This window comes from Nostoc sp., from assembly GCF_036919575.1.
In the GTDB taxonomy this organism is placed as follows: Bacteria; Cyanobacteriota; Cyanobacteriia; order Cyanobacteriales; family Nostocaceae; genus Nostoc.
This window is the reverse complement of sequence record NZ_JBALBY010000045.1, coordinates 37826-54202: the sequence shown is the minus strand read 5'-3', so window position 1 is coordinate 54202 and position 16377 is coordinate 37826. Positions and strand designations below refer to the sequence as shown.

General features: G+C 43.4%; 18 protein-coding genes. 11 read left to right on the top strand and 7 right to left on the bottom strand.

The window, feature by feature from the left end; translation table 11 throughout:
• Positions 1-89: 89 nt before the first annotated feature.
• Positions 90-221, bottom strand: coding sequence for a hypothetical protein (locus tag V7K27_RS13325; protein ID WP_334947850.1), 132 nt, complete (start codon positions 219-221; stop codon positions 90-92).
• 287 nt (positions 222-508) lie between these two features.
• On the opposite strand from V7K27_RS13325, the gene V7K27_RS13320 reads away from it, so the two are divergent.
• Complete coding sequence (locus V7K27_RS13320; protein WP_334947848.1) at positions 509-784, top strand: TM2 domain-containing protein; 276 nt, start codon at positions 509-511, stop codon at positions 782-784.
• 20 nt (positions 785-804) lie between these two features.
• Here the strand turns inward: V7K27_RS13320 and V7K27_RS13315 are convergent, their stop codons facing one another.
• On the bottom strand, positions 805-933 hold the full coding sequence (locus V7K27_RS13315; protein WP_334947846.1) for a hypothetical protein: 129 nt from the start codon (positions 931-933) through the stop codon (positions 805-807).
• Between the two features lie 172 nt (positions 934-1105).
• Here V7K27_RS13315 and V7K27_RS13310 point away from each other — a divergent pair, with 172 nt between their 5' ends.
• On the top strand, positions 1106-1291 hold the full coding sequence (locus V7K27_RS13310) for a hypothetical protein (RefSeq protein ID WP_334947844.1): 186 nt from the start codon (positions 1106-1108) through the stop codon (positions 1289-1291).
• 135 nt (positions 1292-1426) lie between these two features.
• Positions 1427-3973, top strand: a complete 2547-nt coding sequence (locus V7K27_RS13305; protein WP_334947842.1) for a heavy metal translocating P-type ATPase — start codon at positions 1427-1429, stop codon at positions 3971-3973.
• A 75-nt stretch (positions 3974-4048) separates the two neighbouring features.
• On the opposite strand, the gene V7K27_RS13300 is transcribed toward V7K27_RS13305, so the two are convergent.
• Entirely contained in the window at positions 4049-4267 is a 219-nt protein-coding gene (locus V7K27_RS13300; protein ID WP_334947840.1) for a hypothetical protein, read from the bottom strand.
• A 639-nt stretch (positions 4268-4906) separates the two neighbouring features.
• Between V7K27_RS13300 and V7K27_RS13295 the strand changes: the two genes are divergently transcribed.
• Positions 4907-5404: an FHA domain-containing protein gene (locus V7K27_RS13295; RefSeq protein WP_334947838.1), complete on the top strand. Its 498-nt coding sequence runs from the start codon at positions 4907-4909 to the stop codon at positions 5402-5404.
• 75 nt (positions 5405-5479) lie between these two features.
• Here V7K27_RS13295 and V7K27_RS13290 read toward each other — a convergent pair whose 3' ends face one another.
• Entirely contained in the window at positions 5480-5827 is a 348-nt protein-coding gene (locus V7K27_RS13290) for a hypothetical protein (protein WP_334947836.1), read from the bottom strand.
• 684 nt (positions 5828-6511) lie between these two features.
• Here V7K27_RS13290 and thyD point away from each other — a divergent pair.
• Positions 6512-7432 (top strand): thylakoid membrane protein ThyD, encoded by a 921-nt coding sequence (gene thyD / locus V7K27_RS13285; RefSeq protein ID WP_334947834.1) that lies wholly within the window; start codon positions 6512-6514, stop codon positions 7430-7432.
• 87 nt (positions 7433-7519) lie between these two features.
• Here the strand turns inward: thyD and V7K27_RS13280 are convergent, their stop codons facing one another.
• The 3 genes from V7K27_RS13280 to V7K27_RS13270 all read right to left on the bottom strand — a co-directional run bounded on the left by V7K27_RS13280 (position 7520) and on the right by V7K27_RS13270 (position 8782).
• Entirely contained in the window at positions 7520-7765 is a 246-nt protein-coding gene (locus tag V7K27_RS13280) for a hypothetical protein (RefSeq protein WP_334947832.1), read from the bottom strand.
• Positions 7766-7924: 159 nt separating this feature from the next.
• Complete coding sequence (locus V7K27_RS13275; RefSeq protein ID WP_334947830.1) at positions 7925-8347, bottom strand: tetratricopeptide repeat protein; 423 nt, start codon at positions 8345-8347, stop codon at positions 7925-7927.
• Positions 8348-8425: 78 nt separating this feature from the next.
• Positions 8426-8782, bottom strand: a complete 357-nt coding sequence (locus V7K27_RS13270; protein WP_292823481.1) for an iron-sulfur cluster assembly accessory protein — start codon at positions 8780-8782, stop codon at positions 8426-8428.
• 328 nt (positions 8783-9110) lie between these two features.
• Between V7K27_RS13270 and V7K27_RS13265 the strand changes: the two genes are divergently transcribed.
• The 6 genes from V7K27_RS13265 to cbiE all read left to right on the top strand — a co-directional run bounded on the left by V7K27_RS13265 (position 9111) and on the right by cbiE (position 16172).
• Positions 9111-10757 carry a DUF6930 domain-containing protein gene (locus tag V7K27_RS13265; protein WP_334947828.1) on the top strand — a complete coding sequence of 549 codons (1647 nt, stop codon included), beginning with the start codon at positions 9111-9113 and terminating at the stop codon, positions 10755-10757.
• Positions 10758-12244: 1487 nt separating this feature from the next.
• Positions 12245-12406 (top strand): CopG family transcriptional regulator, encoded by a 162-nt coding sequence (locus tag V7K27_RS13260; protein ID WP_334947826.1) that lies wholly within the window; start codon positions 12245-12247, stop codon positions 12404-12406.
• Between the two features lie 426 nt (positions 12407-12832).
• Positions 12833-14272, top strand: a complete 1440-nt coding sequence (gene zds / locus V7K27_RS13255) for a 9,9'-di-cis-zeta-carotene desaturase (protein WP_334947824.1) — start codon at positions 12833-12835, stop codon at positions 14270-14272.
• 64 nt (positions 14273-14336) lie between these two features.
• Positions 14337-14780 carry an SRPBCC family protein gene (locus V7K27_RS13250; protein ID WP_334947822.1) on the top strand — a complete coding sequence of 148 codons (444 nt, stop codon included), beginning with the start codon at positions 14337-14339 and terminating at the stop codon, positions 14778-14780.
• Entirely contained in the window at positions 14764-14946 is a 183-nt protein-coding gene (locus V7K27_RS13245) for a hypothetical protein (protein WP_334947821.1), read from the top strand. The genes V7K27_RS13250 and V7K27_RS13245 overlap by 17 nt, the downstream gene beginning before the upstream one ends.
• The gene (gene cbiE / locus V7K27_RS13240) at positions 14943-16172 is read left to right on the top strand and encodes a precorrin-6y C5,15-methyltransferase (decarboxylating) subunit CbiE (RefSeq protein WP_334947819.1); all 1230 of its coding nucleotides are present in this window, start codon (positions 14943-14945) and stop codon (positions 16170-16172) included. Before V7K27_RS13245 ends, cbiE begins: the two co-directional genes overlap by 4 nt.
• Positions 16173-16377: the final 205 nt, after the last annotated feature.

The following is a 16377-nucleotide window of genomic DNA, read 5'->3' as shown; positions in this document are numbered from 1 at the left end:
GTTAAGCATTTATTCTCATTCGGATGATTTTAGCTATTTTCGAGATGTTAGAAGATGCCTCTTGAGTTTCTACATTCCCACCAACCACACTACTGATCTCGTAATTGCTGCGATGGCGTTTCACGCCCGGTGGAAGCGATCGTAAAAAAATCCGGAAATAATACTGATGGACTTGTAAAAAGTGGTGTAGATAGCAGTTTTTGCTGATTATTGAGGTTCATTTTTCTCAAGATAAATGTCTTGCCTAAAAATCTGCAAAACTGCTGCACCAGGGTTTGCAATCATCAAATCACCAAAAGTCATTAAGGAACGCCAGATTTTCAGGCTATGCCGCAAGACATCTTAGCGTCCCCTCCCGAAGAGAAGCACGCTAATTTTGATTATTCGTCTTGGGGCTGACTTATACTGAAAAAATTGAAAATCCAGGGATTAAGTAAATACATTTGCTTAGGTTAATTCCAATAAAGAGTTTATTTTTATACCTTACTTATCAAGGAGCAGCATTTATATGGCAAATTTCAACCCCACTCACCCAACCAAACAACTTCTAGCTGGTTACTGTGGCATTATCCTGGGAGGATTTGGGGTTCATAAGTTTGTTTTAGGATACGCTTCAGAAGGCTTTATCATGTTGGTGATTTCTCTAGTCGGAGGTTCTTTCACCTACGGGATCGCCTTGTTAATAATGCTACTTGTAGGTTTAGTTGAAGGCATGATCTACTTGAATAAGTCCCCTGAAGAATTCGTAAATACCTACTTTGTGAATAAGCAGGGCTGGTTCTAGTACTTTGTCAACTTGACAGACTATAGCAGTCTGCTTTGATTTTTGAAATTATTTGCGTAGACAGGGAGTGGGGAGTGGGGAGTGGGGAGTGGGGAGTGGGTAAGAAGCATTTTCGGGGTGTACTGATTTTTTTTATAGGACTTACGCATAAGAGATCCCCCAACCCCCTTAAAAAGGGGGCTTTTGAGATCCCCCCTTTTTAAGGGGGGTTAGGGGGGAGTGCGCTTCGCGCACGCTACGCGAACGAGATTTCAGGTTTTGAGTGCGTAAGTCCTGTTTTAAATCAAATGCGAGTCGTATATTATATTTATTTCTATTGATATGCTCATTCTCAAACCTAAACAGCAACAGCTTACCTGGGTGATGTTCCTCTTATTGGGCTTCGGATATTTCAGTGTGATGTCTCATTTGGAAATCAACTATTTCTTAAAAAGCCTGATTGTGATCATGCCAATGCAAGTGGTAGCTATTATCTATGTGACTTATCTACGCTGGAGCCGTCATTGACCCACAGCAAAATACGATAAATTAATAATTTAAATATGGTTGACACTCAGTCGTAGTTCCATATTTCGTCTACGCTCGAATTAGAGACGCTTTTAGTCAGGCGTTGAATTTCTGTAGCGAATCCAAACACTTGCCATGCAACTTGTCCCGAAAACTAAGCTAGCCCCAGAACTTGACCCAATTCTAGAGAAAATTATTCTAGACGTTGGCGGCATGAAGTGTGCTGGGTGTGTGAACGCAGTAGAACGACAGCTAACCCAACATCCAGGAGTCAAGAGTGCCTGTGTGAACCTGGCCACAGAGGTAGCAGTCGTAGAGTCAGAAACTGGTGCGGTAGATGCAGATGCACTGGCACAGCGATTAACAGATGTTGGATTCCCGACTCAACAGAGAAAAGCTAGTGGCACTATAGCAGGCAAGATATCTACCTTACCAGATCCAGCAGAACGACAACGCCGAGAAATGCACTCTTCACTCAGGCAGTTAGCGATCGCTGCGGTATTACTACTATTATCTGGAAGTGGACATTTTGGTAATCTTGGTAGCTCAGTGTTGCCAGTACTAAATAACATTTGGTTTCACTGTGGACTAGCGACAGTGGCGCTATTAATTCCCGGTCGCCAGATTTTAGTAGATGGCTGGCTAGGCTGGCGGCGAAATGCGCCGAACATGAACACCCTAATCGGATTAGGAACGCTGACAGCCTACATTGCCAGTTTAGTCGCGCTGCTTTTTCCCAAAATGGGTTGGGAGTGCTTCTTTGACGAACCAGTAATGATGCTGGGGTTTATTCTTTTGGGAAGGACATTAGAGCAACAAGCTAGAGGTCGCGCCGCGTCCGCATTTAGGAAATTGCTAGCACTTCAGCCACTCAAAGCGCGATTGATTGCCAACCCAGAAAAAGCAGGAGTGGGATCTTCTAGTGTAGAGATTCCTGCGGAACAGGTGCGTGTTGGTGAATGGTTACAAGTGCTGCCAGGTGATAAAATCCCTGTCGATGGTGAATTGATGGTTGGTCAAACAACTGTCGATGAGTCAATGCTGACTGGGGAAGCAGTACCAGTAATCAAGCAACCGGGAGATATGGTGACAGGGGGGACGCTAAATCAGTCAGGAGCGATCGCTATTCAGGCAACCCGTATTGGAAGTGATACAACTCTAGCTCAAATTGTCGCTTTAGTAGAAGCCGCCCAAACTCGAAAAGCCCCGGTACAGAAATTAGCAGATACAGTAGCTGGTTACTTTACCTACGGTGTGCTGACAGCATCAGTCTTAACATTTGTCTTTTGGTACTTTTTCGGCACTCACATCTGGACTGATATCACCATGTCTGGTGGCATGGCAATGAGCAGCCACACTCCCCACTCCGTAGAGACGCGATTAATCGCGTCTCTACCCACTCCCCACTCCCCACTATTAATCAGCTTAAAACTAGCGATCGCAGTTATGGTAGTCGCCTGTCCCTGTGCTTTGGGACTTGCTACACCAACAGCCATTCTTGTCGGGACTGCTATGGGCGCAGAACGGGGTCTGTTAATCAAAGGCGGCGACGTTTTAGAAAAAGTACACCAGTTAGACACCGTAGTATTTGATAAAACTGGTACTCTGACCACAGGTAATCCCATTGTCACAGATTGCCTGTTAATTGAGGGAATGGGGAGTGGGGAGTGGGGAGTAGGGAGTAGGGAACCCCACTCTCTAATACAACTAGCAGCAGCTGTAGAAAGCGGTACTCACCACCCCCTAGCAAAAGCGATTCAGCAAGAAGCACAACGGCAACAGTTAGCTATTCCAGAGGCTGTGGACTTTCACACGGAACCAGGATTAGGGGTGTCTGCTGTGGTAGAAGGGACAGTTGTACTGTTGGGTAACTGGGACTGGTTGAATTGGCACGGCATTGCCATTAGTGAAACTGCACAACAAATAGCACAGGATTTAGCAACAGATGGTAAAACAGTTGTTTGCGTAGCAGTTGGGAGAACTTTAGCCGGATTAATTGCTGTTAGTGATACCCTCAGACCAGATGCTCGATCCACTGTAGACAAGTTGCGTCAGATGGGCTTACGGGTAATGTTGCTCAGTGGCGATCGCCCAGAAGCAGCTAGCGCGATCGCCAAACAACTAGGATTAGATAGCGCTGATGTAATAGCAGGTGTCCCCCCAGCCAAAAAAGCGGCTGCAATACAGTCTCTCCAGCTACGAGGGACAAAAGTAACTCCTGACTCCTCACTCCCCACTCCCCACTCCCCACTCCCCACTCCCCATTCTGTTGTAGCAATGGTAGGAGATGGAATCAACGATGCTCCAGCTTTATCCCAAGCAGATGTCGGAATTGCTTTACACTCCGGGACAGATGTGGCGATGGAAACTGCTGAAATTATTCTAATGCGCGATCGCTTAAACGATGTTGTCGAATCTATTCAGCTTAGTCGCGCCACCTTCAACAAAATCCGCCAAAATTTATTCTGGGCTTTTGCATATAATACAGTTGGCATTCCTTTAGCAGCCGGTGTTTTATTCCCTAGTCTGGGTTTTGTCCTTAACCCATCTGGTGCTGCTGCATTAATGGCTTTTAGCTCTGTTAGCGTCGTCACAAACTCAATATTATTACGAGTTGTGATGCCTAAAGCCCCCGTCATACCCCGCTTCCATTCCTCTCCCCCACAGGGAGAAAAGCTTTGATTCTTACTCCCCAACGCTAGTAGGGAAAGGGTTGGGGGTTAGGTTTGAGAGAAAGTTGCACACGGCGTAAACTAACTACAGCATTTCATTAATTCGTAGCAAATTAAATTTGGCAATACCCTGCAATGCCAATGCGTCAGCTAGTAATGCCAATGCGTTGGCTGACAATGCCAATGCGTCAGCTAGTAATGCCAATGCGTCGGCTGACAATGTTAATGCGTCAGCTGGCAATGCCAGTGCGTCAGCCGACAATGCCAATGCCTCAGCTGGTAATGCCAATGCGTCGGCTGACATTAAAAACGCTACGCTTTTATGCAAAACTTTACTAAGTCGCCCCGTCAAGTTTTACCAGTTCACAAAGCCTCTTGAGACACCTAGCAAAGCTATCATAGGAATACACGGGATCGGGAAACTCAGCTTTTTAAAGCTGGGAGGGAAGCGGCACGAGCGATTTTAATCGCCGTGGGTATTTTGAAACCATTATCGCCTTGGGGTTACTTAATTCGGTGTACTATTGTGTTGCACTTTCAACGGGACAATTACCGCTTCAAACTTTTCGCCCTGTACGCATAATGTTTTGCTCTTTTGAGCCTCCCTTACGGGGTTATGTTAGCTTCGACCTGTTATAAGAGCTTGAAAGGAAGAGCAACACTATTCCAGTGACCTTAGAACTGTTTAATCACAAGCGACAGAGCGGGGAACTAGCTACGCATTCCAGGGTGTCGTGACTCAAATAACGCTTACCCTTGACTACGCTCAGGGTGCAAAAGAGTCAGTATGGCTTGCTTGATTTCTCTTACAAGCCCAGTCCCTTTAGGGCTGGGTTACTGACAGCTACTGGAGTATAACGGCCATGTTCTACTCTTTCAAGGTATTATGCAATTTTAAAGCTTATTTAGATCAGCACCACAGCTTTCTTTATGGTGCGCGAAAATGGCAGGATACGATACTAAACAAATCTTGATAAATCACAGTTCCACCAATTTGTCAATGGCAGCAGAAACCAATGAAAACCATCTACTGATTATTGAAGACGATCAAGGTCGCAAAGAATTTTCTCTGGAGTACCCCGTCTACTCTATCGGTAGAGATCGCGAGTGTAATATCCGTTTGATGTCGCAGTTTGTCTCCCGCCGCCATGCCACATTAGTGAGATTGCCACGAGAGCATAATAGTCATAGCTACTATTACCGGATTGTAGATGGCGATGCTAAAGGTAAGCCTAGTTCCAACGGTTTGATGATTAATGGACGTAAGATACCAGCTCACGATCTAAAAAATGAAGACGAGATCGTTTTTGGACCTCAAGTACGTGCTATTTATTACCTTTTAAGAAACAATCAGCGTTTGGGACAAACGGATTCAAGTGAGTACGACATTACACTAATAAACCCAGGTATGGCCGAGGAATTAGAGGATGTGGGAGAGTGAATTATAACCACCAATAACAGTCTGATAATCCCACGGCTTCAAGTCGTGGGAGTGTGAACATAATCACTAAAGCTATTATCCTGCAAGACTTTCAATCAAATGCCAATGGCGACTATTTTCAATAGCCTGCTTGATGAATTCAAACATTTGTCGGCAATAATTATCTAGTTGGAGTGGTAGTTCTTCATTTTTAATCACAATACTCATTCGGGTTTCTATTTCAGTAGATTTTGATTTATCAATCAGTACTTCTACTGTGACTAATTTAGGAAAAGGAACATTGCCGGGAACCTCACGAGCGATAATGTACTCGCCCGTGTGGTATTGAATATCCAACTGAGATTCCTGTAGAAGTTCTACAAGTAACGGCAACAGATGGTCACTAGGAACAGAAACAATAAATGAACAGGTATAGCGAGCCATAATAGCCCCACGCCTTGCAACACTCCGTCCATCCTATAATACCGAAGCATCTAAACGTAAAGTGATTAGAAAAGCAAAGTTTTTGAGTTTTGAGATCAGGGATTACAGGATATACAGTCACATCTGTTCTATCGACAAGGAAAGTGCCGTAAGGTGACATACCTACACTGACTGAGTACAGTACAGTGTAGGCTTCTCAGGGACTCTTCATTGAAGACATTAACTGAGCTTTGTTTTGAATCCACGTCATGCCCTGCCGCAGATTTGAACAAGTACAAAAAAGTATGTTCTACCTTAGTACCGCTAGAATTTTACCCATTCACGGAGACGATACAAAAATATCTATTCTTGAATGGAACCCCATATTCTAGATTGTCTAGGTTCATTGTACAGCAAGCATTTTCGGCTTTGTCTGTACTTACCTATAATACCATATTTCTCTCAGGAAATATAATGAATATGGGTCATGGTTCGACATAGTAATTAATGTATTTTGGCATAGCCAAAATACATTAATTACTATATCTCTCCACTCCCGCGCATTCATGAGCCAGCGCTGTAGACGGGTTTCCCGTCGCTCTCGTCTGGCATCCCACACTCTCATTCGAGTGAGTGTGGGCTTCTGCTGATCTAGCTAAAAGTTTGATCAAAAACTTTACAATAAAAGTTTGGCTGAGATAGAAAATGAAAGTCGCAATTACTGGAGCAACAGGATTAGTTGGTAGTCGTTTGGTACAACGACTCCACGGGGAAGGTCATAAAATAGTAGTATTAACTCGGAACACCGCCTTTGCTCAAAAGGTTTTTCCATCTGAGGCTTACGCCAATCTAGAAATTGTTGGTTATACACCAAATGCATCTGGTTCTTGGCAAAATGCGATCGCTAGTTGTGATGGCGTAGTTAATTTGGCAGGAGAACCCATTGGTGAAGGACGCTGGACACCAGAACGCAAACAAGAAATCCTCAATAGCCGGAAGTTAGGTACACAAAAAATAGTTGAAGCAATAGCCAACGCTAATCCGAAACCAACTGTGTTAATTAACGCTTCGGCTATTGGCTACTACGGCACCAGTGAAACGGCTAGCTTTGATGAAACAAGTGTATCTGGTAACGATTTTCTCGCCCAAGTTTCCCAAGCCTGGGAAGCAGAAGCGACAAAGGTAAAAGATGCTGGTGTCCGGTTGGTAATTCTGCGTTTTGGGATTGTTCTGGGCAATGGTGGTGCTTTAGGTAAAATGATTTCACCTTTCAAACTCTTCGCTGGTGGCCCTATTGGCAGTGGCCGCCAGTGGTTCTCATGGATTCACGTAGACGATTTAGTTAACCTGATTCTGCAAGCTTTAACTAAACCGGAAATTGAAGGCGTATATAATGCCACTGCCCCTAACCCAGTCCGCATGGCAGATTTAAGCCAAACTTTGGGACGAGTGATGAATCGCCCTTCTTGGTTGCCCGTTCCTGGTTTTGCGATCGAAGCTCTTTTAGGAGACGGGGCTATAGTAGTTTTAGAAGGTCAGCAAGTCATCCCAAAACGCACCGTGGAAACAGGCTTTGAGTACAAATATCCTAATTTGCAATCAGCGTTAACGCAAATTCTTAGTTAAAAGGGAGTGGGGAGTGGGGGGATGAGGGGGATGAGGGGGATGAGGGAGAAATAAGCAATGCCCCATGCCCCTTGCCCAATTCTTTGACTATTGATTAGAGAGAAATTTTCTGGAAACCCAACTGATAATACCGCTAAGAATGGCACCGCCCATGAGGATGCCGATCGCTGGGTTAAACAAGGGTTGCCACAGTTTATGCCACAAATCCAAACCCAAGTTTACTCCCGCCGCATCTCCGATCGCAGCGATCGCTAACCAGCCAAAGCCAAACAAAACCAAAAAAACATCTGCCACTAAAGCCATGTTTAGCCAATTTAACAATTTCTCTTTCATGATTGGAGTGGGGAGTGGGGAGTGGGGAATGAGAAATGAGGAATAAGAAATGGGAAGTTGGTATAGGAAGAAACAAGGTAGACAACAGAGACTTATTCAATAATTTTTCCTTGTCCCTCTTGTCCCCACTCCCTACTCCCTACTCCCCACTCCCCATTCTCATCCTTCAAACAGCCAATTTTTGACTTTTGTCAAACTCTGCCAATCTGGTTTTCTAGTTAAACCGTCTTCAATACTATTTTTTATTTCATCACTCCATTCTTCATTGACAAACATTAACTGCTGTGCTACGTCAATGTGTTCCCGCAAACCTTTTTGACCTGTTTCCAGCATTGCTAAGGCGAGATTGACTCTCGCCTGGGGGTCTTGTGGATTTAACTTGACTGCCTTCTGTGCGGCTTTGTAAGCCAAGTTGGGTTTGTTATCGAGTAGATATAACCACGCCAAACAAATCCAAGCAGCACTAGTTTTCGGAGCGCGATCGCACACTTCTTTAAACACAGGGATTAAAGATTCTACTGATTCTCCAGCTTTATAGCGTTCTAAACCTGTATCAAACAGGGATTCAACTGTATTAGTCATTGGTCATTAGTCATTGGTCATTGGTCATTAGTCATTGGTCATTTGCAAAGGACAAAGGACAAATGACAAATGACAATATTACACCCCAAATGACTTGCCGCAACCACAAGTTTGGTTGGCATTGGGGTTTGTGAATTGAAAGCCACCGCCAATCATGGCATCGCTATAATCGAGCATTAAGCCGTAGAGATATAATAGACTCTTGCGATCGCTAACAATTTTGAAGCCATCATAGTCAAAAACTTCATCTTCAGGGGTGATCTTACTGGTGTCTTCAAAATCCATCATGTAAGACATCCCAGAACAGCCACCCTGACGGACTCCTACCCGTAAGCAGAAGTCTGTGCCTTGCCTGTCCCGGAGGGATTTTACCTGGTGCAATGCGGCTTCGCTCAACAGAATTCCGCGTTGTTGAGCCTGAATTGCTTGTGTCATCTGCTTTTTAAACTCCTTAATTAGTTTAAGCGTTACCCTAATCAGCTTGTTAATGCCTGTGGGTTGCTCGTTGAGTGTTTTTGTATTCATTCTAGCGGCTTAGATGTCGCTAGATGCCAAATTGTAAACACTCCGTCAAAAGCGGCCAAAAATTTTTATTCTAGAATTGAGAGACTTAGTGTGTTTATAGATTCGGTATTTTTGAAGTTCAAGTCTTGCGGCAGCCACAGAAGCAACCACCCTTCAGGTGCAGCCATCAAAACTTAATCCGAGGCTAGCTATCCCCCAAAGTTTACTTCCAAATTGCTTCTTTTGATTAACTTATTCTATGACAAGTTTTAATCGCTCTACCAGTCGTCGGTTGAAGAAATTAGCTCAGATTCCTTCTGTATGGGAGGGCGATCGCCGTCCGTTGTCATCACCAAACCAGCACTCAGCAGACTCAGAGGCAAAAGGAGAATGCATTCTTTGGGTAGATTACTCCCAAGGCATTGTCCGAGGAATGGACGTGGTAGCTTCAGATATCGGCCCAGAAGCAATAGTTCGCACCTTAATGCAAGCAATGGAGCATCCCCAAAGTCCGGCAAGACCTGCCAGACCCCAAAGAATTATAGTCAGAGATCGGGAGATCCAATTTTATCTGCGGGGGGTGCTGCAAGATTTGGATATTGCCATTGACTACGCACCAGAACTGCCTTTAATTGACGAACTGTTTCGCGGGTTCACCGACATCCTCGATAGTCAAACCCCCGACTTACCCCCACAGTATGCACAAATCTTGCCAGAGAAGGCATTTGCAATTTGGCAAGCAGCACCTTGGGAATTTTTGCAAGAACAGCAAATTTTGTCAATCGAGATTAATAACTGGGATGTTGGGACACTCTACGCCTCAATTATGGGAATGCTGGGAATGGAGTATGGGATTTTGTTTTATCGCTCAGAAGAGTCTTTAAAACAGTTTCGCGCCGCAGTTTTAACAGATGAAGAATCAACGGAGCATCTAGAAGAAGCGTTCCTCAAGCAAGATTGCCTGTTTCTGACTTTTGACAGTGCTGATGAAGATGAAGATGAAGACGAGGATGAAGAAAGTGATTTGGCGGATCTGCCATTATCGGAAATTGACCCCACTTTCGGTAATATCCACCCCTTAGAAGGACTGCGGTCTGTTTTGTATGAGGAGGAAGCAGTGGTAATGTTCGTTGCGATCGAAAGCCTGAGCCGCTTTATTCGCGATCACCGTCGCCAGCTTCATGAAGATATCTTCCCTAGCCTCAGCCGTCGCTATCGCATTTCTCTGCCGCAGTCGGAAGAATCAACTAAATCTTTGAGTGTGACAGTCTCTACCGTGCCGCAGTTAGCAGCAGAATTAGAGGAAATGGCAGGCTTTGATGTTGATGATCAGGAGATTGAGAACCCTGACTCACCATCTTTCCAACCATTGCAAGATGACTTGATACCAGAAGATTCCTTCCTCAGCTTAGGTGTGGTGTCGTGGGAAATGTTGGAGTCCCTCAAAAAGGGGATCAGCTACCATAATGCTGGTGAAATCAAACAAGTGGGTGACGGTTTGCCAGTGATTTTAATTCAAACTTCCCGACCCAAGGCTAAGATTGTAATTGAAAGAATTGAAGCAGCAGGCGCACTGAGAGCAATTTGCTTTAATCCAGGTGCCGATCCCTTCGATGGCGATCGCTACGATTTAGGTTTATTACAAACTCAAAATGGCGAATTATTCCTATTTGGTGAATTTTTAGATGAAGATCCGATTCATGTAGAAGCCCGAAAAAAATGGAATCAGCGCTGTAAAAATACTCAGGGCTACTGTGGCTTAATCATTGCTAAAGGACTAACGGGAGCTTCCCGTGGTAATCCTCAGTTACGAGATATGATGGCTTTGTTTGAAGCGCGATCGCTCTCACCTAAAGATTTAGGTATTGGCACTCTTCAACTAATGCCCCAACTGGAATTTGAGTAGTTGCACGAATTCGCGTAATTCTCAATCTCAAATTGTGGCTATGAGAAATTAAGTTGATGTGTATTTGATTCGCATATTGACTGCATTTATTGCTGAGTCCTGAGTTCTGTTAGCGGATAGCTAGGGTTTAGCCCGTCCTGAGTGAAGTAAAAAATACTCAGAATTTTTGTGTTCTTTTAATTCAGCACTCTTCATCCGCGAACCTCTCAGGGCGCGGCACTTTGTAATCCATATTCATGTATATGTAAATACTGGTAGGCGACCAATAATTAGAAGTTAACTTTACCTCAATTTCATGAAGTCCCTGTATTATCATAGTTTTTCATTCATTTTATTTGGATATTTATCAGTATAAATAACTACAGCTAAATAAAAATTTATCTACAGAGTTCGGTTTAATCAAATTTAGCTGATGTATTTAGATATCAGAAGCTTTTTTTCAGGCGTTTTTGAGTTGAGCATCTTGTTATGTATCAATATCGTTAAGCAAAAGTTCAGATGTATATCTTTTTCTTTGTAATTCTTTTATAAAGAAGGAAAATTAGCTTATTTAGTGTCTAAATGAAGATTATTTAAAGCGCATAAATAATAGCTATAATGGACAGACTACCGAAAAACATTAAAATATACAATTACTTTTATGATCATACTTAAGAAATAATAAATAGTTGTAACTCAAAACTTTCTTGGCAGTAATTTATCTCTTACTTCAAATCTGAGCAGAAGGTTTGCTGTCAAATTTTTAGCGACCTAATTGGCTAAAAATGATTGGTATAACGTCCAAATAGATGAATACGAACAATAAAAAAATCGCTGAGTTGAAAGCAAAGTACATCGCTAAAGAGAGGATAAAAAAAATGCCAATTTTCATTATATCTTTACAGGTAGTTGGTGGAAAAGCATGAAACAAAACTAAAATATTATGATCGACAACAGCAACTAACATCATATCTGCAATGGATATAGATGGATGTTTATTCTAGAGCGATCGCTTGTTTACCTACTTTCTAAGTGCTGATTCACGAGCTATACACATGACTCTAACCCGCCTGTAAGTCAGCATTTCAGCATCATAATGATTCTGAAGCTTTATTCTCTGGTTTTGTACCAGATGTCGTCTCCAAGCAGATTTGGCGAGCTTGGTGAAGAGAGAAGGTCAAATGCTTTCAATGGAGAATAATTTTGGAAATCTTAATTGAGTCAACAGTAGGTGTCTCAAATTTATTTATCAAACTTCATTGTCAGGGTTTACTCATGCTGTTAGTAGGGTTATCATCTTCAAAAGTAAGTCTGTACTATTTTACCGTCAAAGTAGTAACAAATAAAGTCTAGTTTTTTGATTTCTTTAGAAAATGATCAATCGTGGGACAAAATCAACATTTTTAATATTAATGGTATTACTTGTTTCGTGACACAAACTCTGATATTGTTATCGTCCTCCTCTTTAGTTAGATTCTTTCAATGAGTTAAAACATACAGCAAATAGCATGATAATGACAAATAAAAAATGGGCGGTTAAACGCATAACAGTAAATCTCGCAACACAGGAAGCAGAAAAACTAGAAAAATATTGTCAACAAACAGGTAGACCCGCAACCGACGTGATTCGTGAACTGATTAGAAGTTTGCCTGTCTCCGACGACAGCTAAAGATGTAAACAAATAAGATTACTTTCATGACTTATAAGGAAAATGCTGAAAACCCTTGATACTCAGGTACGACATCTCTGTATCTCGTACTTCTGCCAAGGGGAGGCGCTGCGCGAACAGGCAGGGGATGAAAGCTTTTTAAAGCCTTTAGGCTTAAGTCAAATTTAACGACAAACATGGTAGAACAACTCCAAAAAAATAGCTATGATACTTTTTTGAGTCCGCCGCAATGGACAAGAGTTTGTCTAGCTGATACAGACGCGTTTTTCTCGCGTCTGGTCATTTTTGGGGACTAAAAGCAGCGATCAAAGATGTTTTAGTATCGACATTGCCTAGCCTTAATATGCTGGTGGAGTCGATATCAAGTAGCAAATTCCGACACCAACCCAGTTACAATCTGTAAAGAAACTGAAAAGGAACAACGGAATGCGCGTTGCAATCGTAGGTGCGGGACTGGCTGGACTAGCAACCGCAGTAGATTTAGCTGATGCTGGTTGTGAAGTAGAGATTTTTGAGTCTCGTCCGTTTATCGGTGGTAAAGTTGGGAGCTGGGTTGATGGAGATGGCAACCATCTAGAAATGGGGTTGCATGTATTTTTCGGCTGCTACTACCAACTATTTGACTTGATGAAGAAAGTGGGGGTGTTAGAAAACTTACGCCTCAAGGAACATACCCACACTTTCATTAATAAAGGGGGGCGCACTGGTGGTTTAGATTTTCGCTTTTTTACGGGTGCGCCTTTCAATGGCTTAAAGGCATTTTTCACTACTTCTCAACTATCGTTGCAAGATAAATTGCAAAATGCGATCGCTTTGGGTACTAGTCCGATAGTTCGCGGATTGGTAGACTTTAACGGGGCGATGAAAACCATCCGCAAATTAGATAAAGTTAGCTTTGCCGACTGGTTCCGCAGTCACGGTGGGAGTAATGGCAGCATCAAGCGCTTATGGAACCCCATCGCCTACGCATTGGGATTTATTGATTGCGAAAATATGTCTGCCCGTTGTATGTTAACCATATTCCAGTTATTTGCAGTCAGAACTGAAGCTTCAGTTTTGCGAATGCTGAAAGGTTCTCCCGATGAGTATTTACACAAGCCCATTCTGGAATATCTGGAAGTTAGAGGCACCAAAGTTTACACGCGTCGGCAAGTGCGGGAAATTCAGTTTACTGAGTCAGACGCACAAACCCGCGTCACTGGTATAGTAGTTGCCCAAGGTGATAGCGTAGAAACTATCAGTGCTGATGCTTACGTTTTTGCCTGCGATGTTCCAGGAATTCAACGCATTATACCGCAGGAATGGCGTAAGTGGTCAGAATTTGACAATATTTACAAACTAGATGCTGTGCCAGTGGCTACAGTGCAGTTACGCTTCGATGGTTGGGTAACGGAATTGGATGATACTGAGGAACGTAAACAGCTAAATCATGCGGCTGGAATCGATAATTTACTTTACACAGCCGATGCTGACTTTTCTTGTTTTGCGGATTTGGCGTTGACTAGCCCTGCTGATTATTATCGCCCAGGACAGGGATCTTTGTTGCAGCTAGTGCTGACACCGGGAGATCCGTTTATTGCCCAAAGTAATGAAGCGATCGCGCAACATGTTCTTAAGCAAGTTCATGAACTGTTTCCCTCGTCGCGGGAGCTAAATATGACTTGGTACAGTGTAGTAAAACTTGCTCAGTCTCTCTACCGAGAAGCGCCAGGGATGGATGCGTACCGTCCCAACCAAAAAACACCAGTAGATAATTTCTTCCTTGCTGGGAGTTATACTCAGCAAGACTATATCGACAGCATGGAAGGAGCAACTATTTCTGGACGGCGGGCGGCTAAAGTGATTTTAGAGAGTTTGAAGAGATAACGAACCGCGAAGGCGCGTTCACGAAGTGTCTCGAAGAGAAGAACGCGAAGGAAGAAGAAGAGAGATGTCAGACTGGTTAGAGCATACTGTACAGGTAGAAGTAGAGGCTCCCATAGATTTAGTATGGAGCCTCTGGGCTGATTTGGAGCAAATGCCCCGGTGGATGAAGTGGATTGATTCGGTGAAAATTCCGCCAGATAATCCAGATATATCTCTTTGGAAATTAAGGACGGGTAGTTTAGAATTTACTTGGAAATCTCGAATTCTCAAAGTTATTCCCAACCAAATTATCCAATGGGAATCTGTTGATGGTTTGCCGAATCAGGGAGCGATTCGCTTTTACGATCGCAACGGTAGTAGCATTGTCAAAATGACCATTTCCTACGCCATCCCCGGCATTCTTGGAAAAATTATGGATAACTTATTTTTGGGACGAATAGTTGAATCGACGATTCAAGCTGATTTGGAAAGGTTTAAAGAATACGCGCTGAATGTTAAAGCTAATTGATTTTCTGGAAACAGAATTCAGGAGTCAGGAGTCAGGAGTCAGAATTCAGGAGTCAGAATTCAGGAGTCAGGAGTCAGGAGTCAGGAGTCAGAATTCAGAATTCAGGAGTCAGAATTCAGGAGTCAGGAGTCAGAATTCAGAATTCAGGAGTCAGAATTCAGGATGACAGAGAAATGGCTTTCGATCGTTGGTATTGGGGAAGATGGATTACAGGGGTTAAGTGCGATCGCTCGTTCTCTAGTCGATCAAGCTAGAGTAATTGTGGGAGGCGATCGCCATTTGGCAATGCTCCCTACAAATGACCAACGTGAAAAACTAGTCTGGACATCCCCCATTAGTGCCTCAGTTGAGGAAATCATTCAGCGTCGCGGTCAGTGGATTTGCGTACTTGCAAGCGGCGATCCGATGTGTTACGGCATTGGTGTTACCTTGATGCGGCGAATTCCTGTCTCGGAAATGACGATTATTCCCGCACCTTCAACCTTCAGCCTCGCTTGCGCCAGACTTGGATGGTCTTTAACTGAGGTGGAAACCTTGAGTTTGAATGGTCGTTCATCCTCCCTACTCCAGTCTTACATCTATCCGGGAGCGCGACTCCTGATTTTGAGCGAAGGGAAGGACACACCCGCCATTGTTGCCGAGATTTTGACAAATCGCAGCTATGGTGGCAGTACAATTACCGTACTGGAGCGCATGGGCGGTGCTGATGAAAGAATTGTGGAAGGTACGGCTGCATTGTGGGGTCAAACTGAAATTGCTGCTTTGAATGCGATCGCAGTTTATTGTATTGCTGATGTTGGGGTTGTGCCTTTACCAAAGTTACCAGGGCTACCAGATAACGCCTACCACCACGATGGACAATTAACTAAGCGGGAAGTTAGGGCAATCACTCTAGCAGCTTTAGCTCCCACACCGGGAGAATTATTGTGGGATGTTGGCGCGGGTTGCGGCTCAATTTCTATCGAATGGATGAGGAGTAATGCTCGGTGTCGGGCGATCGCGATCGAACAAAACTCATCTAGACTACTTTATATTGCCGATAATGCCGCCACTCTCGGTACTCCAAATCTGCAAATCATTCAAGGTAAAGCGCCCCATGTCCTGAAAGACTTGCCTACACCAGATGCTATTTTTATTGGTGGTGGAGTCACAGCAACAGGACTTTTTGATGTTTGCTGGGAGGCACTGCAACCGGGTGGGCGTTTGGTAGCAAATGTTGTGACGGTAGAAGGTGAGCAAACTTTATTTCAATGGCATGAAAAAGTCGGTGGTGATTTAATTCGTATTGCCATCCAACGGGCGGAACCTATTGGTAAATTTTTGGGCTGGCGAGCAATGGCACCTGTAACGCAATGGATAGTTGTAAAATCGGAAAAATTGAACCCACATTAGATTCCTCTGAGTCCTGATTTTTGCTCTTGTTTATATAGATACAGATTTTTATATTTGCGCCTAATATGCTGGATTGAAACATACTCATTTCAGGTGGATAGCATCATTTATTGTCCGCATAAAAATAGCTATAGCAAATATGAGAATATTGCTGTAGCTATTTTTATAAAAGTTAAATTAATTAACTCAAGTTCGCCATTTTTGT